Origin of the sequence: Pedobacter sp. HMWF019, assembly GCF_003061025.1 — a bacterium.
In the GTDB taxonomy this organism is placed as follows: Bacteria; Bacteroidota; Bacteroidia; order Sphingobacteriales; family Sphingobacteriaceae; genus Pedobacter.
This window is the reverse complement of sequence record NZ_QAIL01000125.1, coordinates 1-1,276: the sequence shown is the minus strand read 5'-3', so window position 1 is coordinate 1,276 and position 1,276 is coordinate 1. Positions and strand designations below refer to the sequence as shown.

Sequence of the window (1,276 nt, the reverse complement as noted above, 5' to 3'; positions counted from 1 at the left end):
CTATTAAGAGTGTATCCAGCTAAATTTATAATCCATTGTTGGATTCTTCATTCTTTCTGCAATACGTAATAATCTATTTGGTAAAGCCATGATATAATCACGTGCTTTTTCACCTGCTTCGTTCAGATCACGCATACCTTCCAGCTTCCATTCTTCAATAAGCTGTTGCATAATTTCCACATAATCAATAGCAGTATATACGCCTAAACGTTGAGCTGCATCTGTAAAATGGCCAAAAGTCTGTCCGATTTTCAAACCCATCTCTCTCAGGAAGTGAGCAGGCATTACAATCTTCTTGCGCATCATATCTTCAAAGGCAATCATCGCTTCATTCTGATCCACCTCAAATATTTTGCTCATAAAATCTTTATAGGCTTTTGCATGTCTCGCTTCGTCAGATGCAATTACACCACACATTTTAGACAACAAGGCATCACCATCCTTTTTAGCGAGGGAAGCTACTCTTCTGTGAGATATATTTGTAGCCAATTCCTGAAAACTGGTATAAATAAAGTTTCTGTATGGATCATGTCCTGTACCGATGTCAAAGCCATCTGCAATCAGATACTGAGTAGAAATTTCCATTTGTCTCATATCCACCCGACCAGACAAATAAAGGTATTTATTTAAAAGATCCCCATGACGGTTCTCTTCTGCGGTCCAATGGCGTGTCCATTTCATCCAACCCCCATGTTCACTCTTATTCACCCCTTCAACCATAGTCAACCAGGATTCGTAAGTAGGCAAAGCCTCCTCTGTAATGGTATCACCAATAAGAACAGCTACAAGATCATAGGAAAGATCTTTTGCATTTTCTCTTAAGGATTTTATATCTTGAAAGAATGTGTCACTCGTAGAGTCTGGTAAAAAATCAGATGGCTGCCAATTCGTATCAATTGGTTTAAGATAGGTATGCATTACATCCAGCATATAGCCTTCAATATGGAGCATCACTTCTCTTCTTTTCTCTGCGAAAAAACTCATTGTTTTGTGTGTTTAAATTAATTGCAAAGATAACCAAAAAAATCGCATAAAATCTGACATACATCATTTTATTATTCATTCCAAATTACGTTCCCTGCTTAGGCTAGTCAAATTTTAAAAAAAACAGGGTTAAGCACAGATAATCAGAATAAAAAAGAATCAAGCCTGCCTGAAAATTTAAATATAAGCAGTTAATCTTATCCACCCAAAAAGCTTATAAACAAGAAAAGCCTGTAGTGTTAACTACAGGCTTTCTTTAAGATTTGGCACCGACCTACTCTCCCACGTGTTA

1 protein-coding gene is annotated in these 1,276 nt (G+C 37.1%); it reads right to left on the bottom strand.

All coding sequences use genetic code 11. The features are described from left to right. Positions 1 to 3: 3 nt before the first annotated feature. On the bottom strand, positions 4 to 984 hold the full coding sequence (locus tag DBR11_RS07950; protein ID WP_108551353.1) for an acyl-ACP desaturase: 981 nt from the start codon (positions 982 to 984) through the stop codon (positions 4 to 6). Between the last annotated feature and the right edge of the window lie 292 nt (positions 985 to 1,276).